At 61.0% G+C, this 6,314-nt stretch carries 4 protein-coding genes; 3 read left to right on the top strand and 1 reads right to left on the bottom strand.

Annotated elements, in window-relative coordinates; translation table 11 throughout:
• Positions 1-738: 738 nt before the first annotated feature.
• Positions 739-1,896 (bottom strand): OmpA family protein, encoded by a 1,158-nt coding sequence (locus tag ACFPN5_RS22655; RefSeq protein ID WP_379786108.1) that lies wholly within the window; start codon positions 1,894-1,896, stop codon positions 739-741.
• A 341-nt stretch (positions 1,897-2,237) separates the two neighbouring features.
• Between ACFPN5_RS22655 and ACFPN5_RS22650 the strand changes: the two genes are divergently transcribed.
• The 3 genes from ACFPN5_RS22650 (at position 2,238) to ACFPN5_RS22640 (ending at position 6,209) form a co-directional block, all read left to right on the top strand.
• Entirely contained in the window at positions 2,238-3,014 is a 777-nt protein-coding gene (locus ACFPN5_RS22650; RefSeq protein WP_379786107.1) for a Crp/Fnr family transcriptional regulator, read from the top strand.
• Between the two features lie 295 nt (positions 3,015-3,309).
• Positions 3,310-5,394 (top strand): PAS domain-containing hybrid sensor histidine kinase/response regulator, encoded by a 2,085-nt coding sequence (locus tag ACFPN5_RS22645; protein WP_379786109.1) that lies wholly within the window; start codon positions 3,310-3,312, stop codon positions 5,392-5,394.
• Positions 5,388-6,209, top strand: a complete 822-nt coding sequence (locus tag ACFPN5_RS22640) for a response regulator (protein ID WP_379786106.1) — start codon at positions 5,388-5,390, stop codon at positions 6,207-6,209. The genes ACFPN5_RS22645 and ACFPN5_RS22640 overlap by 7 nt, the downstream gene beginning before the upstream one ends.
• The last annotated feature ends 105 nt before the right edge of the window (positions 6,210-6,314 follow it).

The raw sequence follows: 6,314 nt of genomic DNA, 5'->3' as shown, positions 1-6,314 counted from the left end.
ATAGTGCTGCAACCAGTGTGAAAGTAGGTTATCGTCAGGCTAGTTATAAAGGAAAAACCCCGCAGAGTGATCTCTGCGGGGTTTTTTTTCGTCTGATGGTTTTTTTTCGCGCTGATGGCTGACCGGCTTGTGACCGCGTGGACTCAGGACTCCACCCTACGCAAACCCCAGTGCGTGGCCTCGGCTACCCGTAGGGTGGACTCCCGAGTCCACGCTGTGCTGCGTATCCACACCTCGGTGCGCGCAACGGGGCGCAACGGGTGAGACGGCGGGGGCATGAATGCCCACCCTACGAAAGCTGAATGAAGCGCAGACGATGCCGTGATTTATGCGCTGGTTGAACGCGCCGGCACAGTGGCCGCAAATGGGTAGGTACTGGCTCGCCGCCCATCCGCGTTGAGTCAAAAGCGGACAGCCAGGCAGGTCTGTGAGCCCAGGCATTTAACGGACTGGGCAGGCACTTGTCACCGTTCTATCCCCCCGATTAACGGACGTCGGGTAAACAAGTGCCCCCCAGTTCTGGCGTGTTCCTCGTTCGCCGCCATACGTGCGGCTGGCTTAATGCGGCTGGCTTACATAGGACAACGCAATAGGGCCACGGTTCCGTTAGCGATCGATCCCAACGCCGGCCGGCTTCGCCGCTCATCTGAAAAGGGCGGACTGCCGGTGCATCCGGCCTGGACGTAAAAAAACCGCCTCGGCTTGCACCGGGCGGTTCTTTTTAAAACAGCTGCTGAGTTACTGGGTGACGGTACGGGTACCGACCACTTCGATCGTCACGCGGCGGTTCTTGGCGCGGCCTTCGTCGGTCGCGTTGTCAGCGATCGGCTGGGTTTCGCCCTTGCCTTCAGTGTAGAGGCGCGCTGGGTCCAGGCCTTTCGACACCAGATAGGCCTTGACGGCTTCCGAGCGGCGCAGCGACAGCTTGTCGTTGTAGGCGTTCGAACCCTTCGAGTCGGTGTGGCCGACGGCGATCATCACTTCGGTGTTCATGCCCTGCAGCTTCGCCATCAGATCGTCCAGCGCCGCTTTGCCGTCTGCTTTGACGACGGCCTTGTCGAAGTCAAACAGCGCCTCGGCTGCGAACGATACCTTTTCCGACACTGGGGTCGGTGCCGGAGCTGGTGCGGCCGGTGCGGCTACCGGTGCTTCCACCGGTGCGGCGACTACTGGAGCCGGCGCGACGTAGGCGGCGGCTGCCGGACGGCCGAATTTGTAGACCAGGCTCAGGGTGCCGAAGTCGACGTCGCCACGGTTGCCGGCGGCATCGGCCACGAGGCGCATGCGCTCGACTTCAGCGCGCACAGCCAGGGCTTCGGTGAACTTGTATTCGATACCGACGCCGAACTTGCCGCCGCGACGACCTTCATTTGGCGGGTTCGGGTTGCCCAGGGCGTTCAGGCGGTTACCGGTGAAGCTGGTGGTGGCCTTCGTGTAGTGCAGACCACCGCGGCCCAGCAGCGACAGGCGCTGGGTCAGTGGCAGTTGGGCAACCAGGTCCAGGGCGCCGCCGCGCAATTCGGTTTCGCTAGCCAGGACGCCGTTGCCGGTCGTCGTGGCGCGGTAGTTGAACTCGCCCAGGTCGTAGTACGACGCTTCGATAGCGAAGTGGCGGCTCAGTTGCTTGCCGATGAACAGCTTGCCGCCGACGTCACGGGTGTCTTCGGTGAAGCTGGTGACCGTCTGCGTGCCCGTGGTCAGGCCGCGGACCTGGCGGCTAGGGATGTCGCCGCGCGACTGGCCAATGCCGGCACCCATGTACCAGGCGCTGTTGGCCCAGTCCGGGTTCACGAAGGTCGAGCCGGCCTGTGCCGTATCCTGGCCTGCGGCCTGGGCGCTCATCATGGTTGCGCAGGCCAGTGCGATCAGTGCGGCGAGTTTGCTGGAGGTTTTCATGTATCTGTTTTTCTATGGTAAGTGGTTTCTTGGTGTTGATTCTTATTCGGGCGACGCCAACTGCTGTGCTGTGTTGTCACTCCGTATGCCGAGCCCGTGGAACAAACCGGTCGCATTATGCAACAGGCTGATCATGTTCGCTGCATGCATTCACGCTCATGGCATGAAAACATCGGAAGGGGCATGGGCTCAACGTACTTCCTTGGACGAACTATTACCTTTCGGCACGTTGTCTTCTGTTCGGTAGCGCTCATAACAACAGATATTTTCTATTTAGTAAGGTAGAAACGATGAACTGTTGTAGCCGTGCTACCCTGCCTGCTCATTTACTGCCGGTCTGCATGAAAAAAACCTGGATGCCACGCACGCAAGACCCGAACCAGAACCACCTCCTCGCAGCCCTGCTCGACGCCGAGTTCGACCGCCTTTCTCCCCACCTCGAATCCATACCGCTGCGGCTCGGTGACGTGCTGTGCGAATCCGGCGGCAAACTCGACTATGTCGTTTTCCCGACGACGGCCATCATTTCGCTCCACTACCTGCTGGAAAATGGCGGCTCATCCGAAATTGCAGGGGTAGGGAACGAGGGCATGCTGGGCGTGTCGCTCTTCATGGGCGGCGGCAGCACGCCAAGCCGGGCTGTGGTCCAGACCGCCGGCTTCGGTTATCGCTTGCCGGTGCGGATCCTGATGGAGGAGTTCGACCGCGCCGGACCGGTGATGCGCCTGTTACTGCGCTATACACAGGCATTGCTCACCCATATGGCGCAAACCTCGGTGTGCAACCGACACCATACGGTGGAGCAGCAACTGTGCCGCTGGCTGTTGCTGACGCTCGACCGCCTGATGTCGAACGAACTGACCATGACGCAGGAGCTGATTTCCAACATGCTGGGCGTGCGCCGCGAGGGCGTGACCGAGGCGGCAGGGCGGTTGCAGGGACGCGGCCATATCAGCTACCGGCGCGGCCACATCACGGTGCTCGACCGCGCCGGCCTGGAGCAGGACGTGTGCGAATGCTATGGCGTCGTCAAGAAAGAATTCGGCCGGCTGTTGTCGGACGTACGGAATAGGCAACCTGCGAGGCAACCCGCACTGGCCGCAAGCCCGATTGCCTGACGCAGCTTTGCCGTCACCTTTGGCGCCAGGCCGGCGCTCCCTTTTCCGTCATCGGATCTCCTTTATGTCGTCCATAAAAAATACTTCGGTCGAGAGGCTGAGAACCATCGGCTTCGCTGCGACCTTGCTGGTGCTGCTGCTGGTCGGCGCGATCGCGCTCTCGCACGAGGACGGCAGCAATCGCGCCGCCGTGCAGACCCTTACCAGCATCGGCTTGCTGCTATGTTTTCTTGTCGGCTTGCTGTTCCTGGCACAGCGCCAAGCGCGCCTGCACGCCGATCGCGAGGCGGCAGTCATGGAGGCACCGCTGCTCAAAGCGGGCGCCTTGCAGGACGCCATTTTTAATAGCGTAAACTTTTCGAGTATCGCGACCGACGCCCAAGGCGTGGTCCAGATTTTCAATGTCGGCGCCGAACGCATGCTGGGCTATCGCGCAGCCGACGTGGTCGACAAGCTCACGCCGGCCGACATCTCGGATGCGCAAGAGCTGATCGTGCGCGCTGATGCGCTTAGTGGGGAATTCCATACGACGATCCTGCCTGGATTCGAAGCGCTGGTCTATAAGGCTGTGCGCGGCCTCGAGGATATCTACGAACTGACTTATATCCGCGCGGACGGCACGCGGGTTCCGGCACTGGTCTCGGTCACAGCCCTGCACGGGCCGGACGGCAAGCTGATCGGGTTCCTGCTGATCGGCACCGACAATACGGCGCGCAAGCAGGTGGAAGCAGAACAGGAATTGCTCGACCAGCGCCTGCGCGACCAGCAGTTCTACACGCGCTCGCTGATCGAATCGAATATCGACCCCCTGATCACGACCGACCCGCGCGGCACCATCAGCGACGTCAACCATCAAATGGAACTGTTAACCGGCCGCACCCGCGACGAGTTGATTGGCGCGCCGTTCAGGAGCTGCTTTACGGAGCCGCAGCGTGCCGAGGAAGGCATCACCCGGGTGCTCAGGGAAAGCAAAGTCACTAATTACGAACTGACCGCACTGGCACGCGACGGCACGGAAACCGTGGTGTCGTTCAACGCCACTACCTTCCACGACCGCGACCGCAAACTGCAGGGCGTCTTTGCCGCGGCCCGCGACGTCACCGAGCGCAAGCACTTCGAACATGCACTGCAAAAGAGCAACGTCGAGCTGCAAGTGGCGCGGGAAGCGGCCGAGAAGGCCAACCTTGCCAAGTCAGAATTCCTATCGAGTATGAGCCACGAACTCCGCACCCCGCTCAATGCCGTGCTCGGTTTTGCACAGTTGATGGCGTCGGAAGTGCCGCCGCCGGCCGCGCGACAGCAGCGTTCCATTGACCAGATCCTGAAGGGCGGTTGGTACCTGCTGCGTCTGATTAACGAGATCCTCGATCTGGCCATGATCGAATCGGGCAAGGTGACGATGTCCCAGGAACCGATGTCGATGACCGACGTCCTGCAGGATTGCAAGGGGATGATCGAACCACAGGCGGCCAAGCGCGGCATCGCCATGACCTTCCCGAGTTTCGACAACGCCCTGTACGTCCACGCCGACCGCACGCGCGTCAAGCAGGTGATGATCAACCTGTTGTCGAATGCGATCAAATATAACGGCAGTGGCGGCAGCGTGATTGTCCAATGCGTGGCCAGCGACAAGGATCGCGTACGTGTCTGCGTCAAGGACACGGGCAGCGGACTGTCGGCGGACCAGCTTTCACAATTGTTCCAGCCGTTCAATCGTCTTGGCCAGGAAGACGGGGGCGAAGAGGGTACCGGCATCGGGCTGGTCGTCACCAAGCAGCTCGTCGAGCTGATGGGCGGGAAGATCGGCGTCGAAAGCGCAGTGGGCGTAGGCACGGTGTTCTGGGTGGAGTTTGCAGCCGCACTGGCGCCGGTACTCGAAAACATCGAGGAAGTCGCGATGGAAAGGCGGCCAACGGCGGCGCCCGAGATCGGCCAGCAGCCGACCCTGCTGTATGTTGAAGACAACCCGGCCAACCTGGCACTGGTCGAGCAGCTGATCGGGCGCCGCGGCGACCTGAAGCTCCTCACAGCCATCAATGCCCCGCTCGGCATTGCACTCGCGCGCGCCTACGTGCCGGATGTCATCCTCATGGACATCAACCTGCCAGGGATGAGCGGCTTCGGTGCGCTCAAGGTATTGCAGGATGATCCGTTGACGGCCCACATCCCGGTATTAGCACTGTCGGCCAACGCCGTCCCCCGGGATATCGAAAAAGGACTCGAAGCAGGATTCTTCCGCTATCTCACCAAACCGATCCGCGTGCGTGAATTCATGGAAGCGCTGGACGTCGCTTTGCAGCACGGCGCAGAAAGCGGCACCCGCCCTCCAGTAGAACTGGCCAGTCAAGCCCATCAAGAAGCCGAGAAACTGCCATGCTAGAAGTCTCTGAAATACTCAACGCAAACATCCTGATCGTTGACGACCAGGAAGCCAATGTCATGCTGCTCGAAATGATGTTGCGCAACGAAGGCTACGTTAACATCACGACGACCCAGCTGCCGCGCGAAGTCTTCGGGCTGCACGAGAAAATGCGATTCGACCTGATCCTGCTCGACTTGCAGATGCCGGAGATGGACGGCTTCGAAGTCATGGAAGCGCTCAAGGCCATTGAGGCGGCGAGCTACCTGCCTGTGCTGGTGCTCACCGCCCAGCCGGCGCACAAGTTGCGTGCCCTCCAGGCGGGCGCCAAGGATTTCGTCAGCAAGCCTTTCGACTTCGTCGAGGTACAAACACGCATCCATAACATGCTGGAGGTCCGCCTCCTGTATCGCAAGTTGAACGACCATAACCAGATGCTTGAGCAGGCAGTGCTCGAGCGGACTGCCGAGCTGCGCGAGAGTGAAGCGCGTTTCCAGCGCTTTACCGAGTTATCGTCGGACTGGTATTGGGAGCAGGACGCCGACGGCAATGTGACACTGTTCTCCGGAGCGGCGCAGGAAATGATGGGGATTGACGAAAACGCGACGGCTGAGGAATGGGCCGCAGCCGGATGGAACGTGAACGAGCGCGCGGCCCTCGGCGCCAAGATTGCGAACCGGGAGCCCTTCCTCGACTTTGGTTACAGCCGCACCTTCCCGGACGGCCGCGTCCAGTACCTGCAGGTCAGCGGCGAGCCGATCTTCAACGCGGCATGCGCGTTTGCCGGATACCGCGGAGTCGGGGTGGACATCACCGAGCGCATGGAATGGCCGTAAGCACCTGCCGAAATATTCAGGCAGGGCACTTGCGAACGCCAGAGCGCTTTGCTATGATGCGCCTCCTGCTGCAGTAGTGCTGCGAAACGGTCAACGAAATGGAGT

The organism is Massilia niabensis (genome assembly GCF_042655085.1).
Taxonomy (GTDB): domain Bacteria; phylum Pseudomonadota; class Gammaproteobacteria; order Burkholderiales; family Burkholderiaceae_D; genus Telluria; species Telluria niabensis.
The sequence above is the reverse complement of the archived record's forward strand: the minus strand, read 5'-3'. Positions and strand labels throughout refer to the sequence as shown.

What these genes read in the sequence shown, in the direction of transcription:
- ACFPN5_RS22655 (WP_379786108.1), bottom strand. Translation starts at nt 1,896, where the DNA reads ATGAAAACCTCCAGCAAACTCGCCGCACTGATCGCACTGGCCTGCGCA.
- ACFPN5_RS22650 (WP_379786107.1), top strand. Translation starts at nt 2,238, where the DNA reads ATGAAAAAAACCTGGATGCCACGCACGCAAGACCCGAACCAGAACCAC.
- ACFPN5_RS22645 (WP_379786109.1), top strand. Translation starts at nt 3,310, where the DNA reads ATGGAGGCACCGCTGCTCAAAGCGGGCGCCTTGCAGGACGCCATTTTT.
- ACFPN5_RS22640 (WP_379786106.1), top strand. Translation starts at nt 5,388, where the DNA reads ATGCTAGAAGTCTCTGAAATACTCAACGCAAACATCCTGATCGTTGAC.